This window comes from Nostoc linckia z4 (assembly GCF_002608075.1).
Taxonomy (GTDB): Bacteria; Cyanobacteriota; Cyanobacteriia; order Cyanobacteriales; family Nostocaceae; genus Nostoc; species Nostoc linckia.
In genome coordinates, this window is sequence record NZ_LAHA01000009.1 from 31,006 (window position 1) to 50,054 (window position 19,049).

Here is a 19,049-nt window from a genome sequence, read left to right on the forward strand (position 1 = left end):
AACTCAAAATAATACTAACTATTGGTAAACTAGAGGCAACACCAGTTCCGCTAACTGATTCGTTCTATGTTTGCTGAAACCTCGTCGCGTTACGTTACCCGTAACCCTGAAATTTTGAGTGGAGAGCCGATTATTATAGGTACTCGGACATCTGTTCGTGCCATTGTCGGTTTGTGGCGATTGGGGATTATGCCAGAAGAAATCCTGAACCATTTGCCACATCTAACCCTGGCACAAGTGTTTGATGCCTTGAGTTTTTATCTCGATCATCAAGCCGAGATTAATGAATACATTGAGCGAAACCGAGTACCTGATGAATTAATACATCCATCTGTAAAAGCTATATTGGGCAAATCGTGACAGTCTATGCTGCACTTTACAGCGATGAGGACATGTCAGCGTTGGTTGCTACGCTGTTACGCTCACGCGGTCTGGATGTTACAACTGTTCCCGAACAAGCAACCCTCGGCAAAACTGACCGCGAGCAACTGGAATTTGCAAGTTCTATGAGCAGATGTATCCTGACACATAACCGTGTCGATTTTGAGCGGTTGCATCTCCAGTATATAGAGGAGAATAAAGAACATTTTGGAATTATCGTTGTGCCTCAAAAAAATGCTTATGAAGTCGCGCAACGGATTAGTATTCTGGTAAGCACACTAACGGCTGATGAAATTAGAAATCAGTTGTTATATGTATGAATTTTTCTCAAATTAAAAATATTCAGGTGGTCGGTGAATTAACACTAACCACCATGCATGAGGTTTTATTTAACTATTCCTGAATGACCTGGAATATCTGTCAACGGTTCAAATCTGCCACCTAAATATTGAGCGAGAAATTCTTCAGCGATCGCAAAAAAATGCAAACGATTTTCTGGTCTAGCAAAACCATGTCCTTCATCGGGGTAAAGTACATATTTCACTGGTAAACCAGCTTGTTGCATGGCGTTGACAATTTGGTCGCTTTCTGCTTGTTTAACTCGCGGATCGTTGGCACCTTGACCGATGAGTAAAGGTTTTTGAATTTTGTCAGCAAAAAATAAAGGCGATCGCGATTTCAAAAATTCTGCTTCTGTTTCTAAATTACCAACTCGGTGATAAAACATCGCCTTGAGCGGTTCCCAATAAGGCGGGATAGTTTGTACCAAAGTCATCAAGTTACTGGGGCCAACAATATCCACGCCAGCAGCAAAAACTTCTGGTGTAAAAGTCAATCCCACTAGAGTTGCGTAACCACCATAAGAACCACCCATAATTGCAATCTTCTGGGGGTCAGAAATACCTTTTTCTAATAACCAGTTAACAGCGTCAATCAAATCATCGTGCATTTTAGCAGCCCATTCCCGGTTTCCAGCATTCAGGAATGCTTTACCATAACCAGTGGAACCCCGAAAATTGACTTGCAGAACGGCGTAACCCCGGTTAGCTAGCCATTGGGCTTCCGGATCTAAACCCCACGTATCCCGCGCCCAAGGGCCGCCGTGAACCAGCAGTACTGTTGGTAAATTTTCGCTGGGTATACCCACAGGAGTTGTCAGGTAACCGTGGATAGTCAAACCATCCCGCGCCTCGTAGGAAATCGGTTGCATTGAAGCTAATTGCAACCCTTCGAGTTTGGGTTTGTTGCTAAACAGGAAAGTGCTAGTTTTTGACTCTCGGTTATAGGCATAGTAATAAACTGGGCCATCATCAGTGTTATATGCCACTAGCCACTTTTTATCTGCCAAGTCGCGGCTAATTAAGGAAAACTCCCCAGAACGCACCTTGGCGATTTCTGCAAAATCAGCAGCAATACTCTGGTCAATTATCTGCCATTCCTGCTTGTCTTTATAGAAAGAAACTGCTTCCACAACTCGCGTTAGTGGCTGAATTACTACACCCACAAGATCGTACTGCTCATCTTGGGCAATGACACTTTCTTGATGTGTATCTAAATCCACAGCTAGCAGACGTTGAGCATTAGCATCATGATTGGCTTCGATATAAAGTGTTTTACCATCACCAGAAAAACTAACAGGACTTCCTTCTTCTTCCGGCCCCCAGTGGCGGAGAATTTCCCATTGTTTATCTGTGGTTTGCCGAAATAACAAATCGTAACCGCCATCAGGGGTACTAGCTGTTGCTGCACGTACTTGGAAATCAGCATCAGCTGTCCAGCTGATAATATTACCAGGGTTGTCTGTATCAAACTCCACCGCACCATTTTTTAAGTTAATACGGTAAACATCGAACTTTTGCGGATTGTTCAAGTTCAAACCTACTAATACTTGGTCTGGAAACTTGGGTTCTATGTCTACAAAGCCTACTTTTACACCCTGAAATGGTGTTAAATCACGCACAATCTTTGAGTCAGTATTAACTAAGTAGAGGTGGAAGTTTTCATCACCGTCTGAGTCCTGCATGTAAATCAACTCATTGGTGTTATAAGTCCAAAAAAAAGCGCGAATACCACGTTTTTTATCCGCAGTGAGTATTTGGTCGTCTTCTTGTCCCACAGTTCGCAACCATACTTGCAAGACATTTTGTTCATTGGGGGCGATGTATGCCAAATATTTGCCGTCTGGCGATAGTCTTGGGCTAGTTTTTTCAGGATTTCCAAAGAGAATTTCACGTAAAATCAAGGGTGGTAGTGAAGTTGCTGTTGCAGATGACATATTTTTATCCTCTAGTTGTAGTTGAGTGAATAATTTCTAATTCATAATTCGTAATTGGTAATTCGTAATTAATTTATTACAGTTTCAGCCCTTAATTGGGTAATGACTCAAAATAACCATTTTTCGTGGTTTTCAGTCAGGGGATTAATCTCGTGGAGTAGCAATTACGAATTATCTTGACTACCCTATTGTCACTTGCTGGTAAAAATGATAATTCATCCGATTGGGTGAACCTAGTAGTCTGGCAAGTCATCTTTACTGGGTGAGGTCTGGGGAAAGGGAAAGGGGAAAAGGGTAAGGGATAAAAAGCTTTTTGCCCTTTAAAGAACCAAGTTGCCTTGGCCTACTACTAGCCGGGAGAATTGCATCAAAGAGGGGAGACGCGATAAATCGCCCTCTCTACAAGTATTTTGGTCTTATCTGAACTGTATTGTGATAAACCAACGTTAGCGACAATTATCGCAATGTCCGCAACGCCAGTTGGCTGCTTCTTTGCCAAAACCAAAGGCGTTTAACAAAAACTGCCAACGACACTGCTTGCTTGTGAGATATTGATGCATTTGTTTAGCGGCGTGTAATTGCGTTGCTGGCTGATTTTTCCCTTTTGACTCAATGGTGTAGTGAAAAGGGTCAAGCCAGTTTAACTGACCGTTGCTGTGGAGTAAAGCTAAGGCTGTAGCAGCTTCGGGAAATTGTCGAGTTACTTGGTTTACTTCTCCCTGTTTTGGTAATTTTTTCATCAGTTGCTGTGCTATTTGTTGTTGCGATCGCATTTGTTGTTCAAAAAATTGATGTCTTTGCTTATCTTCAGGATCTAACCACCCCGTTGGTTCACTCACCAGTGTCAACGCTTCGGCTGGTTTTCCGTCCCTTCCTGCGCGCCCTATTTCTTGCACATATTCTGAAAGTAGATGTGGCGGCTGAAAATGCACAACCCACCGCACATTACTTTTGTTAATCCCCATTCCAAACGCACAGGTGCAAACCACAAATGGAATTTTACCACTCAACCAGCTAGCTTCCACTGCACGGCGTTCTGTTGCACCCAACCCTGCATGGTAACTCGCTGTGGCATAACCCATGTCTGCTAACCATTGGGCTAAATCTTCACTATCTCGTCGAGTGCGGACATAAACTAATCCCGATTGTTGCGGTCTGTTTTGAATAAATTTTAATAATTGTTGTTTCCTACCTCTTGGCGTCCAAGCAATGCGAACGCTGGGATACAAATTAGAACGGTAGGGATTGAGGCGAAAAATCTCTGGTTGCTGTAATTGTAAAACTGTTTGAATAGTTTTTTGCGCCAAGGGGTCAGCAGTGGCGGTAAAAGCTGCAATGCAGATTTTTGTTCCTGGTGGTTTTGATTTGAGCAATGCCGGACGTACTGCCCCTAATCTGCGGTAAGCTGGGCGAAAAGTATCACCCCACTGCACTAAACAATGAGCTTCGTCCAAAATCAAACCGTTAATTTGCAATTGCGGCTGAATTAATCTTTCCCACACTGGCACACTCAACAAAGTTTCTGGCGATAAATACAATAATCTTAGCTGCTGTCTCTCCAAAGCTTGCAGAGTTGCACGGCGTTGAGATGAAGGTAATTCACTATGTAAAAGTGCCGCTTTTTGGTGGTTTTCTCGTAGTTCCTGTACTTGATTTTCCATCAACGCCACCAAGGGAGAAACTACTAAAGTTAATCCTGTTTGTAGCAGTGCAGGAAGTTGAAAACAAATTGACTTACCTCCCCCTGTGGGCATAATAATCAGCGCATCTTTTTCGGCTAACAAACTGCTGACAATTTCTCCCTGTGGCGGACGGAAATCTTCATAACCCCAAATCTTTTTAAAAGTAGCGAGAACTTCTTGCCAAGATTTTGTTGTTGGCTGATTCATAATCAATACTAGATGCACCCATATTCTTAAACATTGAATATAGCTTTTGTTTTGCAGCTAATGGTTCAGTAATTTCATCATCTGAATATTGCAACCCATTGAGCGCAACAATGAATTATAATTATTTTTTATTGATTAGAGCCAAATATGAACGAAGACTTAAAACATAGGTTTTATATAAATACTGATAAGTCTAAATTAAATATTCAAATGATTCATGGCTTTTTACAAACTTCTTATTGGGCGGAAAACATCCCATTAGAGATTGTAGAAAAATCAATCAAAAATTCTTTATGCTTTGGATTATATGAAGGCGAACAACAAGTTGGCTTTGCCAGAGTGATTACCGATTATGCGACTTCTGCGTTATTAAAAGATGTTTTTATTTTGGAGCCTTACCGAGGACAGGGTTTAGGTAAATGGTTTGTGGAATATATTTTAGAATATCCAGAATTAGAAGATGTTCAAAGGTGGATGTTAGGTACAAGAGATGCTCATGGACTTTATCGGCGTTATGGATTTAAAAATTTGACTGAGCCGGAAAGAATCATGATGCGTTTAAGTTCTAAGGAAGAATTCAGAATTCAGAATTCAGAATTCAGAATCCAGAATTCATAAAACTCAGAATTCAGAATTCAGAATTCAGAATCCAGGATTCATAAAACTTATGCCAAAATTTCTAAATTGTAGGGTGTGCTATAGATTCCGTAGCTCATTATAGATTATTGATGGTGCTGCATTAGCCTCCGGGATAACATACCCTACAACTAAATCAAAATTAGGAATGGAAAGGACAACCACCACTTGTTAATTTTTGTAGAAAAGCATTGTTATCAAAATAATGCTCTAAAGACTCAATTTTCAAATCATCAGTGACGCGAGCAATACTAACTCCTACCATTTCTACTGTTTCACCAGTAGGTACATAATTTTTATAAGAACCACTAAATGTTCCCCAATGTCGCCACTTAAAGGTAACACTAGGCGGCCCGGAAAGCACTTCTGTTAATTCCCAAAAAAAGCCACTGGGAAAGGCTGTATGAAAAAGTTCAAAGGAAGATTCAAAGGTTTCGGATTTGGAACTGTACTGCTCGCTTTCACCTAAAAATAAGTTATAAGTACCTTGTTGTGCAACATCTTGAGCAGTGTATTGTTCTCCACCGTTGCTACTCATTTTAAATTTATCAATAACAATGGAAAGCCACTGTTGGGGATTAGATTTATGAGAAGCTTCCATTTCAAAAGTGCGGACTAAATTTTGAGCGATCGCTTCTAAAGAACCTTCTGGATGGTGAAATTTTTTCTCTTGTTCAAGAATTTCATTGCTGAGCGAATAATCTGGACGTTTCCCTTCTCGCCACTGTACTTCTTCATCATTAGCAATCACTACATCTCTATCTTGTACCCAAAGTGGCAATCCTGCGGTTTTCTCGCTAACCATACAATTTGATTGATAATAAACATCCGTTCTCAGAATAAAATTTTCTGGATATTAGGTAAATCAGAAAATATACAAAGTAAAGAATATTCATAATAGGCAGAACTCAGAATTCAGGATGCAGAAAAATAAATAGGGTAACACAGCTGTGCTACCCTATTTACACTTTTCAATTAACTGCAAATCAAGACAGAAGTTTTTTTAGACTTTCTGTGCAGATACTTCTTCTGCTTTCTCTTGAGTTTGCAATGCTGCATACAACCTATTTAAGGCGTTTACATAAGCTTGCGCTGATGCCACGATGATATCTGTGTTCGCTGCATGACCAGAAAATACTCTAGATTCATAACGCAAACGAATTGTCACTTCGCCTATGGCGTCAATACCTGCTGTTACTGACTGCACGGAAAACTCAATCAATTCATTGGGTACGTTTACTACACGGTTGATTGCTTTGTAAACTGCATCCACTGGCCCAGTACCGATGGCTGCATCGGTTAATTCTTCGCCTTCTGGGGTACGCAGAGTTACTGTAGCGGTGGGACGGGCGTTGCTACCACAGGAAACTTGCACCAGTTCTACACGGAATAAATCTGGCGCTTGTTGGATTTCGTCGTTAACGATGGCTTCTAAATCGCGATCGGAAATTTCTTTCTTTTTATCTGCAACTTCTTTGAATCTAACGAATGCTTTATTTAATTCGCTATCTGACAATTCAAAACCCAATTCTTTTAACCGGGTACGAAAAGCATTTCTGCCTGAATGTTTGCCCAAAACTATTTGATTGTCTGTTAAGCCAATCAATTGGGCGTCCATAATTTCATAGGTGAGTTTATTTTTTAATACCCCATCTTGGTGAATCCCTGATTCATGGGCAAAGGCATTCGCCCCAACGATCGCTTTATTTGGTTGCACTAACATTCCTGTCAAATTAGAAACTAAACGTGAAGTTCTATAAATTTCACGGGTGTCAATATTTGTCAGGGATTCTTGAGATTCTTCTGGTCTTCCCAAATAAGGATTAAAATATTGCCGCCGCACATGCAACGCCATCACTAATTCTTCTAACGATGCATTTCCAGCACGTTCGCCAATACCATTAACCGTACATTCTAATTGCCGTGCGCCATTTTTTATGGCTTCTAAAAAGTTAGCAACTGCTAAGCCTAAATCGTTATGACCGTGAACGGAAATAATCGCTTGGTCGATGTTGGGCACATTTTCTTTAATGCCTTTAATCATCGCTCCAAATTCGCTGGGGGTGATGTAACCAACTGTATCGGGGATATTAATTGTTGTTGCACCAGCGGCGATGGTAGCTTCTAAAACTTGATATAAAAATTCTGGATCGGAACGAGCTGCATCCATCGGCGAAAATTCTACATCTGCCATGAAGGATTTAGCATAAGCTACCATTTCTTGGGCGATGGCTAATACTTCTGTTCTTGTCTTTCGCAGTTGATATTCTAAATGAATATCTGAAGTGGAAATAAATGTGTGAATTCTACCTTTGGCTGCCGGTTTTAATGCTTCAGCAGCAGCTTTAATATCTGCCTTAATCGCCCTTGCCAAACTGCAAATTACAGGCCCATTTTCTGTTCCTACAATTTCTGCAATTTTGCTAACTGCTTCAAAATCTCCAGGACTAGCAAAGGCGAACCCTGCTTCAATTATGTCCACGCCCAGCCTTGCTAATTGCTTGGCGATCGTTAACTTTTCGTCTATATTCAGGGTTGCTCCCGGACACTGCTCTCCATCTCGCAATGTAGTATCAAAAATCAGGATTTTATCAGTTTTAGTTGTCATTTGCACTTTAGTTGTTTAGTTTTTACTTTTGGATCGAAATATTTTCAAACTTAGTTTTTACTTTTAGCTTTGTAAATAATTGTTAAATCTACTAGCCATCGGTTTTTTCTATTTGATCTCTGATATCATTTAAATCTATATATCTATCCGTAGCATTCCGTAGTTCTCTAGCAATCATTCCTTCTGTAGATACTACTGTAATATGTGTATTTTTGGAACGTAATAGTTCTATTGCTCTTTCAAAATCACCATCACCACTAAATAATACCACTCGATCGTACTGGTCTACTGTATTGAACATATCGACAACAATTTCAATATCTAAATTAGCTTTTTGTGAGTAACGACCAGAAGTATCATCATAGTATTCTTTAAGAATTTTAGTTCTAACTGTATATCCTAGACTAATTAGAGCATCTCTAAAACCTCGTTGATCTTGTGGGTCTTTTAAGCCAGTGTACCAGAATGCATTGATTAATGTTGTTTCTGACTGCTCATGTTTGAAGTATTCTAAGACTCGTCGCGGGTCAAAAAACCACCCGTTTTTTTGTTGAGCATAGAACATATTGTTTCCGTCTACAAAAATAGACAGACGATTCATTGGAGAACCCATACAAATTTACACCTAATAATATAAATGAATTTAGATGGAACAATAGATTATAGCAATTTTCAAATGCCTTGTTTGCTAATATCTATAAAGTAGCTTTTCATCTATAGCGTTGATGCTACCTGTTTCAAGGGATAAAAACGGCTGCAACATTAGAGTCGAGAACTTGGGTGCTAAGCCTTATTCACCTCCGTTACTGCAAGAGCCACCCTGTAATCAAAATCTACCAATAAAATTGACCCGTTAACAGCATTCATAGCTGTATAACACTAAAGTTTACTACTAAAGAGGTATGGCATAAGCTTGCGGGAGAATATAAGTTGATGCCTATCTATAAGTAAAGTTTTAGTATCAGGACATACTTTCTGGAGGATACCAATAGTTGCACCAAAGATAGAAGACACAGTTGTAACACTTGCTGGTAAAGCACCCAGTTGAGAGTATACCTGTTGGTTAGTTTGAGGTAAAATCTCACAGTAAACAAGTGTACAGGCAGAGTATATTAGCTCCGATGTGTGGGACAATCACTCTTATGTCACTCGCTCAACAGACAAGAAATAACTTAGATAGTGCCTGAGAAATAATTTCTTGGGGGCTAATCTTGCTAATCGAAGTTTTTTGATGAATAGAAGATACTTTACAAATGTATAAGGTTAACATTTTAAGTCTTATTTCAATGTGTTTGTAGTTAGAAGGTGGTCTGAATAAATAAAAATGTTGGACTTAAATCAATCAGTAACACGATATGGCAGAAGAATCTACATCTACCTTAACCAAAAACTCTGTCTCTGCTGCCAACAGACTGCCTAGTAAACCTACAAAAGTCACGTCTACAACAGCAGCACGACAGTCTAGGTGGATAGTTCGTTTAGGTCATCTACTAGCCGGCACTTGGGCAATAGGCGCAGCAGTACTGACTGCTTCTGGTTGGGATTTAGTTCAATTGATGGAGAATCAGGTACTTTCTCATTTTTTTCAAGTACGAGGGCCGATTGTCCCTCCAGAAGACATTGTAATTTTAGCAATAGACGATCAGTCAATATCAGTTCCAGAACAGTACTATAAAACAGATCCGCAACAGTACGCCTACCTAGAAACACTGAAATCTTTTCCTTACAAACGTGCTGCATATGCCCAGGTAATTACAAAATTAATGAAAGCAGGTGTTCGTTGTGTAGGATTAGGTCTTGTTTTTGATACACCAAGTAGTTATGGCCCTAATGACGATCGCCAACTGCAAGCAACACTGAAAAAATATGGTAGCAAAGTTGCTTTAGCAGCCCTCTACGAAAATTTCGAGACGCACCAAGGATCGTTTACGCAGCTGACACCACCACAACAAATGTTTCACACAGAGTCAGTTTCCATTGGTTCAGTTAATTTTCCTTTGGAGGTGGATGGAAAAGTTCATCGATTGGCGAGTGAGTTTCCCAAATTGTTAGATGAAGAAAATTTATTTACAAATAGGCTACCTGCCTTTGATGAAGCAGTACTGAGGGCAGCACAACTAAATTATCCGCAACCAAAAGGCGATGGTATTTATTTTTGGGGCCCTGCGGGAACATTTGAACAAATACCATTTTGGCACGTACTAGATCCAGAAAACTGGAACACTTATTTACAACAGGGAAAAGTATTCAAAAACAAGATTGTTTTGATTGGTTCAACAGATAAATTAAATAATGATTATTATCCAGTAGCAGCTAGTAAGAGTCCCGAACCCATGTCGGGGATAGAAATTCATGCCAATGCCATTGCCACTTTAATGACAGGTAAAGCCATTACCCAAGAAATTCAAACTCTGCCATTGCGTGGCTTGTTTGTGTTAATTTTAGTAGGCACATCAGCATTAATTATTAGTAGAAATAAGCATAGCCTTAATCGATTTCTCTATAGTTTAGTTTTATCTGGTACTTGGCTAGGAATTAGCTATGGGTTATTTGTCTCCGATGGATTAATTTTCCCCACTAGCATCCCAATGGTGGCCATCGTTTGTTGCGGACTGAGTTACCTGGGAACCTCAATGGTGAGAGAAAACATTAGAAAACGTCAATTAGTAGATATATTTCAGAAATATAAAACTTCTCCGGTTGTCCAAGAAATCATCAGTCAACAAGATGACCTGCAAGATCTAATTCAAGAGCGGGATTTAGCTTTATCTGGAAAAATGTTGGCTCTGCGCTACAGAATTGTCAAAGTTCTGGGTGCAGGGGGATTTAGTGAAACCTATGTTGCTGAAGATACCCAACGTCCTGGGAACCCGCGATGTGTTGTCAAGCAATTAAAACCAAGCAACACCAAACCAGGAGGATTGCAACTTGCCAGACGTTTATTTAATTCCGAAGCACAAACACTCGAAAAATTGGGAAATCATCCGCAAATTCCCCAACTTTTAGCGTATTTTGAAGAAGATGAAGAATTTTATTTAATACAAGAATACATACTTGGTCATCCTCTGAATCATGAATTGCCGCCAGGTAGAGCAATTGAAGAAATTGCAGTAATCAAAATTATCAAAGACTTATTGCAAACATTAACATTTGTCCATGAAAACAATGTGATTCACCGGGATATTAAACCTAGCAATATCATCCGGCGACACTCAGACGGAAAACTCGTACTCATTGACTTTGGCGCAGTTAAAGAAGTCACAGGCAAACAGCTAGAACCTCAAGAGCAAACTGCTTTCACCATCGGTATTGGGACTCAGGGTTACGCGCCAACCGAGCAATGTTTGGGTCGCCCACAATACAGTAGTGATATCTATGCAGTGGGTATGCTTGGGATTAAAGCCTTAACTGGTATCACACCGCGTGAGTTAGAAAGGGATGCTGACGGACAGATAAAATGGAGCGATCGAGTCCAGGTGAGTGACTCTCTAGTTAAGATTCTCACTACAATGGTGCAGGATGACTTCAAACAACGATATCAGTCTGCATCAGAGGTTCTAAAAGCTGTGGAAGCTCTGGAAGCTACTAGCATAATAAATCCCCAAAGCGGATATCCCACCCAACAAAATGACTCATCGATGAGTACTTTAGACGAATTAAACATTACTACAAAATCTTACCCAGCAAGATCGTCAGAAACAACTTGAATGAATTTTAGACAGGACTTACGCAAAAATAACGTAATTGGGTCATTACGAGCGATAGCGTACTCCTACGGAGAAGCAAGCTACGCACAGCGTCTCGTAGAGAAGTAATCCCCCCTGACGCTGGGATTGCTTCCCTACACTCCGTTACGGTCGCAATGACAATATCGGCGTTGCGTAAGTCCTATTAGATTTGAAATTTGGGATTTGGGATTGATATGGCTTACCTACGGTAAAGGAAGAATTGAGGGTTTGGGCTGGGCATGGGGCAAGAAAAAACGCCCTATGCCCGACCACAACAAATAATCTTGCTGCGTAAGTTCTAACTACATTAGCGTAGTTGTTGTTGACTGTTAACGGTCAACAGTCAACAATCTAATCGAGTCAATGTGCAACTTAAATGCAGAACAGCTTAATTCAAAGACAAAAATTCTTCTCCTGCTGTGGGATGAATACCTATTGTTTCATCTAAATCGTGCTTTGTAATGCCCTTGCGAATTGCAACACCAAGACTTTGAATGATATCTGCCGCATTTTCACCCACCATGTGAGCGCCTAAAATTTCATCAGAGTCACCATTTACTACTAACTTGATGCTTGCTTGTTTATCTTTTGCAGTTAGTTGATAAAACAGTGGTTGGAATTCATTGTAGTAGCATTTTACAGCTGCACCATATTTTTCTCTGGCTTTGGTTTCGGTCATGCCCACACTGGCGACTTCTGGACGGCAAAAAACAGCAGAGGGGACATAATCATAATTTAGTTTTTGTGGGTTGTTGCCAAAAACCGTATTGGCAAAGGCAATACCTTCTGCCTTTGCTACAGGAGATAGTTGGATGCGGCTGGTACAGTCACCGACAGCAAAGATATTTTCTTGATTGGTGCGGCTGTATTCATCTACTTTGATTGCACCATGTTCATTAACTTCGACATGGGCATTTTCCAAGCCGAGATTTTTAGTATTTGGGGTGTAACCTGCGGCAACTAAAATAGTATCTGCTACAACTATTTCTCGGCTTTCACTATTAATAGTTAACAGCAAACACTCTTCTGAATATTTGATTTTTTGAACGGTGGTATTGGTGAATAACTTAATTTTGCGTTTACTCAAAGCTTGTTGCACATGAGAGCGAACATCATCATCAAACCCCGACAAAATCATCTTTTCTTTTTCAATCAGTGTCACCTGACAGCTAAAAGCTTGCATCATGCTGGCAAATTCTACACCGATATAGCCACCGCCAATGATTGTCAAACGTTTCGGCAAATAAGGTAGCTGAAACATCTCGCGGGATGTGATGGCATATTCTATACCTGAGATATTGGGCTTTAGGGGTTGACCGCCCACAGCAATTAAAATTTTATCTGCTGTAACTTGGCGATCGCCAATACTGATAGTATGGGCATCAATAAAACTGGCACGTTCAGAAATTATTTCAATTCCAGCTTTGTGTAATTGCTGAGAATAGAATTCGTTGATGGTGTCAAGATGCTTGTATACAGATTTAATAAATAATGTCCAGTCAAAGTATGTCGGGCAATCACTCCACCCATAAGTCTGTGCCATTTTATTTTGCAGGGCGAAGTCAGCAGCACAAACAATCAGTTTTTTGGGAACGCAGCCACGATTAACACAAGTTCCGCCAAGGGCTTCTTGTTCGGCAATGGCAACACGAACGCCATAACTAGCTGCTTTTTTAGCTGCTGCCAATCCCCCAGGCCCAGCACCAATGACAAACAAATCATAATCAAATGTCATAAAAATCTGTTCCTTTTCAACTTTTTGGAAAGCAGAGCTATTTAATCCCTTATAGTTATTCAGACAAAACTTGATCTACTGTCTTTGGGTGGACAAATCGATAGTGAAACACGCTAATATGTAGCGCATTGCCGTTTGAACCGCAATTACTACAAAAATAACAGCGTAGGCGCAGACCAACCTAGCCATCGCCCCATTATTGCTAAGTTACATGACATTTTGTTGTGGAACAGACAACATACTCATTCTACAAGAGGTCGATGTTGGCGATGCCTACGCTTTTCACTTGGTGTAGTCCATCCCTCAATAATAAATAACAGCTTCATCTTCAGAATGATTTTTTGTAGTATTGTTACCAATATTACTCAACTTACGATTAACCTATTGTGACTAAAACTTGGGAATTCTTAATAAAGATTTTTGTATTACTAACATAAAGTATAGATTAATACATTAAATCTATGATAAAGGCGATCGCTTAATCTCAGAAAGAAGAATGCGATCGCTTTTGACGGGTGGGTATGCGATCGTACTTTTATGCAGCAGCGACACTGTAGAAAAACTTCAGCCGACAAAGCCATTGGTTCCAAACGTGAATTAGCCTTGGGCGGTCAAATTGAAAAATCTCTGCTTCTTGACCTGGTAAAGCTACGACAATGAGAGCATGGTGAATCTTGGAGTTGAAAAGGCGATCGTTATAATAGCGATTTATCCCACCAGTATAAGCAGCTACTTGTAAAGGCTTATCATAAAGCTTATCAAATCTCAGTTTTGGTTGCTCTGCTGTCGTCCATTCAATTACATGGGGAACACCTTGATAACGAGCAACTAAATCAACTTTTCCGGCGTAAAGTTCTTGATAGTTAGGCACAACTTGTTCAACCAGTTGAACATCGCTAAGTTGGTTTAGTACAGATTGAACGCTATACCAGTAAGGCTGAATTAGGCTGTTATCAGGTTTGGGTAAATAGCCTTGCAGGTGTTCCTTAATTAACTGATGCAAAGCATTTCCTCGACGACGACTGTTAGCTGCAATTCTATTTGCTTCTGTGTTGCCAACTTTATTACGCCAATAGGAAAGGGCGGCTAGAGACTCAGGTGCCTGTGTTGCTTTTAAAACTGTGGTGACAGCAGCAAGAAGAACGCCACCATCCCCTTGATAGTAGCATCGTCCGTTGATGTAAGTAGATTTCATAAATTGTGAGTGATGAATTACTACATCAACTTTTGCGTTAGCTTAGTACACAAGTAATACACATGCTGTGAGTCTTTGTGACTATATAGAGTACACATATGTGTACTGTGGTTGTGATGGGTTAATACTTATGAATCAACAACATTTCAATGCAGTATTTAATGGCTTAACTGAAAGGCGGCGAGAGGTACTGCTAAAACTACTGGCTAACGAAAAAGATGAAGCGATCGCCAAATCTTTGCATATTCAGAAATCAACTGTCAGAAAACATCGTGAGGAAATTTGTAAATTATTTGGTTTAAATAATGAATTTCCCGACGAACGCCATTCAAAGCTTCCAGAATTAATCGCTCTATTTGCTAAGTACAAACCTGAGCTATTTTTATTCGCTGGATTCAAAATGGAGTAGGTAGTAAACTGCTGCTAACAACCCAAACTCAACCTGAAGTGATGGAAGGATATGGCTATTGGCTACAGTTGCAAGGATTAGAAGCAATTGATGGGGCACGGCTGCTCCAAGAATTGAAAATTGTTGGATCTGTTGAAGAATTGGTAAATTTTTCTAAATATCTAAACGGACACCCTAAAATGTTGCGCCTAGTAGCATCAAAGTTAAAACCAGGTACTCATATTCAAGAAGTAGAAAAACTTAATTTCAGACGAATAGAATTATTGTTGAATGAAATGCCTATGCTTTATCGAGACAGAGAAAAAGTTTTCTTTGCTTGGATATTACAGCAACATTTTGATAATTTAATCCTAGACTTGCAAAGCTTTTTATTGAATCTCAGTATTTATCGTACTTCATTTGATCGGGATGCCGCAGCAGTAGTTTTGGCTGAGAATGAAGAACCTGCTAGTGCTTGGAAAACGATACAAGCTCTAGATGAATTGAAAGCTCGTTCTCTAATAGATCTAGCTCAAGGATCTCAACTATATCAATTTCATCCCTTTGTGTTTCAGTATATCAAACAAAAGGTAGGTAATCCACCTGAAATATTACGGAGAAAGGTTATTAATTACTATAAATTGATTACTCCTGATATAAGTAATTGTGAAACATTAGAAGATATAAAAGCATACTTAGAAATCTTTTATCAGTACTGCGAACTCCAAGAGTATACTCAAGCTTTCTACACGATTTTCAATAGTGATGATTATGACAACAGTATTGATAAATTTTTAAGTTTGTGTGGCTATAATGCTGTACGGGCAAGTCTGTATGAAAATTTGTTGGTTCAATGGCAACATAGCCAATCAGAAACATGGGAACTTATGGTTGCTATCACTTGTTTAGGTGATGCTTGTTATTGGATGGGGCAATTCAGCTTGGCTATTACCCACCATCAGCAATCCCTAAAAATTGCACAAAATATTGGTGATTTTGAAAGTGAAGCTGGCTCTCTAGTAAATATTGGTCTTGCTTACATCGATTTAGAAGATTATGAGCAGGCTTTCAAATACACGCAACAGGGTAGAATTATTGCCGCAAAAATTGGGCATCATGAAATTAAAGCTCATGCGTTTAATAATCTAGGTATTATCTACCTAGAAAATAGTGTCTACGATCAGGCTATCAAGTACTATGAGGCATCAAGGGCAATAAAAAAGGTTTTTTCTGTTGATCGGGAGGATGCTGGTTCTCTAATTAATCTAGGTGATGCTTATCGTTGCTTGGGTGAAAATAAAAAAGCAATTAAATACCTTAAACAAGGGATAAAAATTGCACAGCAGCTTGGTCACCGTCGATTTGAAGCTAATGGTTGGTTTAATTTAGGATTTGCGTTAAAAGAACTAGGTCGAACATCAGAAGCCAAGAATGCTTGGGGAAAAGCCCGTGAACTGTTTCAATCTATGGAACTAGATGTTGATGTGCAGAAAATTGATGATGAGATTCAGGATATTTCTTAAAAGCCCTTTAAACTGAAAAGCTATGTTTTCGCTATTGCTGTTCTGTTCGCCCTCTAAGCTGCTACAAAATCCTATTGTGTTTTACGTTTTTTATTTCTGTAAAGTCTTTTGTGTAATGTATAATAATCGACGCCTAGTTCAACAGCTACTTCTGACATACTTTTCGCGGCGATTTCACTTTCAAGCCAATCTATAGAAGGTAAATCTAACTTCATACTATTCCAATAGCATTGTCTTGAGCAAAACTTACTATCTGGGCTGTATTGAGGAAATTCTCTTTGACAAAATCCACATATACTAATTTCACGATCTGTCGCTTGCCTCCAGGTTTTACAATAACATTTATGACATATATCTTTGACCAGCCTTATACTGTTATATCCACAAAGTTTACATCCTGTATTTTCTCTAAATTTAATAAGTAAATTGCAGTTACTAAATAAGATTTCTACTTTTTCAATTTCCAGCCATACTACATTAATACCGAGCTGTTCATAAGCAAATTTCTTATTTAAGAATTTTTCTTTATACTTATTGAAATTTAGCATTCCTGCTATTTCAAGAAAAGTGTCATTAATCTTAAAGTCTGATTTAAAATTTGTATTTGGTACAGGGACTTCATGTGAATGTTGTATACCTTGTTCATGCAGTACAGCATCATACATTGCTTCATATATAGATCTAAGACCTAATCCTTCTTGACTAAGTATTCTGCCAATAAATGGCTTTATACCTCTTTTATTTCTTTCTGTGCATACCTTTCTCCTAGTTACATTCAGCTCTCTAGCTATTAAATCATCAGGCTTCGTGCCAAGAGGTACTGTATCCCAATCAATAAAACCTGCCATAATACCTTTGCTTACAGGTATCAACAGAGGTAATATAACAGGTTTGTAAACTCAAGTGAAATTAAACATCGCCACTTGCAATCATTTGTATCATACGCGGTGCTGCTGGATCAAATCCGGCAATATCGTATGACAGATTATCGTTTGGATCAACAAGGGCGATCTGGTAAGGTGCAAGAGAAATATACACTGCTTTTATATCCTGGTTTACCTTTTGCCGATACTGAGCAAGAGCTTGACAAGGATGTTGATAATTATTTGCCCAGCTTTCTGAGTCAGTCCAAAAGCAGACAACATCTGCTTTGAACTTGTTTTTAATCATCCACTCGTAAGCCACAGATGCATCGGTTCCACCGAAGTTTTGATTTCTAGCTTTGGCTACAGCAGAACTAAAACTATCTTTGGCTGTGATATTCAATTCCCGGAATTCTGTAGCAAAGCCACGAATCATGTAGTTTTTCTCTGCTTTTGCTGTGACTAGTGCCATTGTAGTGGCAATTTCACAACAACTCAGCCCCATATCTGCAACTAAGCTACCCATAGAACCAGAAACGTCTACAGCGTGCATGAACACTTTACCTGTGGGTTGCACAACATCAAAAGACAGTTCAACCGTTTTTTCTAAAATGTCCACAATTCGAGAAACTGGGTTCCAAGTCTTCTGGCTGCGTCCTAATCTACCACCAGATTGATATGTTTTGAGTGCTTTCAAAACATCAATGGGATGAATGCGACCTTTACGCAGATGTTCTTGGTTGTTGAGAACTGCTTCTACTCGCTCTAAATTGGCGGTTTCGTCAGTTCGCAAAACACCCAATTCAGTCAAAGAACCAAGGTTACGCAGCATTGCACCTATTGGCATTTCCTGAAATAACAACTGCCAAGCAGCTTTGTCCATTTTGCCTACGGGTGCAGCCATTTCGTGGGTTAGGCGTCCTTGCAAAATAGCTTCATGGGTTTGGGTAGGGTTGCGTTTCAGCCATTCATACCACCAAATCTGCGCTAATGCTTCTGAGGGAATGTCTGTTGGCAATTCTTCCCAGCCTCTAACCACCCATTCAAATAGTTGACGGTGATTTTCTGTAGGCGGTTTGACATGGAACAACCGCAATGCATCCCGATGGGTAAAGCCTTGACGCTGTTGATATTTCAACAGTTGATAAGCTAAACCTTTGACATCTTCCCGTGAAAGCCAAGTTTTACCAGCTTCTCGCACCACCTTACCAAATCCCCGTAGAGATTTAGTGTAGTTCAGCCATTCATAGAAGTGGCTACCGGTGCGGACGACTTGGGGGAAAATTTCACCAAAAGCTTGTTTTGCTTGTGGTGCTTCACCCATCGACAGCAACACTAAAGCTAAAATAGGCGCACTATTATTGATGGCACGTCCATCGCTAGCGTATAAAATTTCTTCCGCCACACGGCTGGGATTTTCAGTAACAGCTTGTCTGACAACTGCCACAAAATCTTCAGTTAATTCTTGTTTGCCAGCGTAGTAAGTGCTTTTTGCTGTGCCGACCAAAAGACAACGACGCAGCATTTTCCAAATACCAGCATCAAACATCCAACCACCGGAACGTCCTTGAATCATCTCGGCTTCCCGTCCGGGGATAGGTTGATTTTGTGGTGTAGTTGTTTTCTTTTTAGTAAAAAAATTGTAATTCATTGCTTCATCTCCCGGCCTTTGCAGGCAAAAATGAAAGGTGGCAGGGCAAAATTTGTAGCTTGCTTCCCGTAGGGTACTTGTGACATCCGGCTTAAAATGGGATAACCCTAATTCTTCAGCCTTTTCTGGCAAGGGTTGAACAAAGATGTTTTTCGGCGCTCTACTAAGCTGAGCTAC

Annotated in this window: 15 protein-coding genes; 6 read left to right on the forward strand and 9 right to left on the reverse strand. The window is 39.8% G+C overall.

Annotated features, from left to right (window positions below; all coding sequences use genetic code 11):
• Positions 1-66 precede the first annotated feature (66 nt).
• Positions 67-360 carry a DUF433 domain-containing protein gene (locus tag VF06_RS09855; RefSeq protein ID WP_099067084.1) on the forward strand — a complete coding sequence of 98 codons (294 nt, stop codon included), beginning with the start codon at positions 67-69 and terminating at the stop codon, positions 358-360.
• Complete coding sequence (locus tag VF06_RS09860) at positions 357-701, forward strand: DUF5615 family PIN-like protein (protein ID WP_099067085.1); 345 nt, start codon at positions 357-359, stop codon at positions 699-701. Before VF06_RS09855 ends, VF06_RS09860 begins: the two co-directional genes overlap by 4 nt.
• Positions 702-766: 65 nt before the next feature.
• Here VF06_RS09860 and VF06_RS09865 read toward each other — a convergent pair whose 3' ends face one another.
• Positions 767-2,656 carry a S9 family peptidase gene (locus VF06_RS09865; protein WP_099067086.1) on the reverse strand — a complete coding sequence of 630 codons (1,890 nt, stop codon included), beginning with the start codon at positions 2,654-2,656 and terminating at the stop codon, positions 767-769.
• Between the two features lie 446 nt (positions 2,657-3,102).
• Positions 3,103-4,545 carry a RecQ family ATP-dependent DNA helicase gene (locus tag VF06_RS09870; protein WP_099067087.1) on the reverse strand — a complete coding sequence of 481 codons (1,443 nt, stop codon included), beginning with the start codon at positions 4,543-4,545 and terminating at the stop codon, positions 3,103-3,105.
• Between the two features lie 147 nt (positions 4,546-4,692).
• On the opposite strand from VF06_RS09870, the gene VF06_RS09875 reads away from it, so the two are divergent.
• Entirely contained in the window at positions 4,693-5,163 is a 471-nt protein-coding gene (locus VF06_RS09875; RefSeq protein ID WP_099067088.1) for a GNAT family N-acetyltransferase, read from the forward strand.
• A gap of 160 nt (positions 5,164-5,323) precedes the next feature.
• On the opposite strand, the gene VF06_RS09880 is transcribed toward VF06_RS09875, so the two are convergent.
• The 3 genes from VF06_RS09880 to VF06_RS09890 all read right to left on the reverse strand — a co-directional run bounded on the left by VF06_RS09880 (position 5,324) and on the right by VF06_RS09890 (position 8,402).
• Positions 5,324-5,986: a nuclear transport factor 2 family protein gene (locus tag VF06_RS09880; RefSeq protein WP_099067089.1), complete on the reverse strand. Its 663-nt coding sequence runs from the start codon at positions 5,984-5,986 to the stop codon at positions 5,324-5,326.
• Between the two features lie 198 nt (positions 5,987-6,184).
• Positions 6,185-7,789 (reverse strand): 2-isopropylmalate synthase, encoded by a 1,605-nt coding sequence (locus tag VF06_RS09885; protein ID WP_099067090.1) that lies wholly within the window; start codon positions 7,787-7,789, stop codon positions 6,185-6,187.
• A gap of 91 nt (positions 7,790-7,880) precedes the next feature.
• Positions 7,881-8,402, reverse strand: a complete 522-nt coding sequence (locus tag VF06_RS09890; RefSeq protein ID WP_096535107.1) for a LabA-like NYN domain-containing protein — start codon at positions 8,400-8,402, stop codon at positions 7,881-7,883.
• Positions 8,403-9,144: 742 nt separating this feature from the next.
• Here VF06_RS09890 and VF06_RS09895 point away from each other — a divergent pair.
• Positions 9,145-11,496, forward strand: coding sequence for a CHASE2 domain-containing serine/threonine-protein kinase (locus VF06_RS09895; protein ID WP_099067091.1), 2,352 nt, complete (start codon positions 9,145-9,147; stop codon positions 11,494-11,496).
• Positions 11,497-11,905: 409 nt separating this feature from the next.
• On the opposite strand, the gene gorA is transcribed toward VF06_RS09895, so the two are convergent.
• Together gorA and VF06_RS09905 are read right to left on the reverse strand one after the other, a co-directional pair.
• Complete coding sequence (gene gorA / locus VF06_RS09900; RefSeq protein WP_099067092.1) at positions 11,906-13,252, reverse strand: glutathione-disulfide reductase; 1,347 nt, start codon at positions 13,250-13,252, stop codon at positions 11,906-11,908.
• Positions 13,253-13,787: 535 nt separating this feature from the next.
• Positions 13,788-14,447, reverse strand: a complete 660-nt coding sequence (locus VF06_RS09905; protein ID WP_099067093.1) for an exonuclease — start codon at positions 14,445-14,447, stop codon at positions 13,788-13,790.
• A 130-nt stretch (positions 14,448-14,577) separates the two neighbouring features.
• On the opposite strand from VF06_RS09905, the gene VF06_RS09910 reads away from it, so the two are divergent.
• On the forward strand, positions 14,578-14,856 hold the full coding sequence (locus VF06_RS09910) for a LuxR C-terminal-related transcriptional regulator (protein ID WP_099067094.1): 279 nt from the start codon (positions 14,578-14,580) through the stop codon (positions 14,854-14,856).
• A gap of 41 nt (positions 14,857-14,897) precedes the next feature.
• The gene (locus tag VF06_RS09915) at positions 14,898-16,358 is read left to right on the forward strand and encodes a tetratricopeptide repeat protein (RefSeq protein WP_099067095.1); all 1,461 of its coding nucleotides are present in this window, start codon (positions 14,898-14,900) and stop codon (positions 16,356-16,358) included.
• A 71-nt stretch (positions 16,359-16,429) separates the two neighbouring features.
• Here the strand turns inward: VF06_RS09915 and VF06_RS09920 are convergent, their stop codons facing one another.
• The gene (locus tag VF06_RS09920; RefSeq protein ID WP_099067096.1) at positions 16,430-17,206 is read right to left on the reverse strand and encodes a hypothetical protein; all 777 of its coding nucleotides are present in this window, start codon (positions 17,204-17,206) and stop codon (positions 16,430-16,432) included.
• Between the two features lie 61 nt (positions 17,207-17,267).
• On the reverse strand, positions 17,268-18,872 hold the full coding sequence (locus VF06_RS09925) for a TROVE domain-containing protein (RefSeq protein ID WP_099067146.1): 1,605 nt from the start codon (positions 18,870-18,872) through the stop codon (positions 17,268-17,270).
• Positions 18,873-19,049: the final 177 nt, after the last annotated feature.